At 43.6% G+C, this 220-nt stretch carries 1 protein-coding gene; it reads right to left on the bottom strand.

What is annotated here, in order from left to right; translation table 11 throughout:
- Window positions 1-9: 9 nt before the first annotated feature.
- Window positions 10-220, bottom strand: a 211-nt coding sequence (locus QCD69_RS22730) for a hypothetical protein (RefSeq protein ID WP_301253595.1), incomplete at its 5' end; no start/stop codon positions are given.

Here is a 220-nt window from a genome sequence, read left to right as displayed (position 1 = left end):
CATGAGGTTTCATCCCTTGGCTTTGGTTCGCAAAGATAAGAGCGTTAAATCAATCTTAGCTTTTCCCATCCTTTTTAAAGAAAGAAGCAGCGAAGATTCAGGAAACGCCCCCAAATGGGGGCCGGGATTTTTCAGGGGCATTGTAGCGAAAACGTTTGCTTGATGCTCGTCTAAATTTGTTCTTACCTCCTGATGTGGATAACTTTGTGGGTAAATGCGT

It is taken from the genome of Erwinia sp. PsM31 (assembly GCF_030433775.1).
GTDB lineage: Bacteria > Pseudomonadota > Gammaproteobacteria > Enterobacterales > Enterobacteriaceae > Erwinia > Erwinia aeris.
The sequence above is the reverse complement of the archived record's forward strand: the minus strand, read 5'-3'. Positions and strand labels throughout refer to the sequence as shown.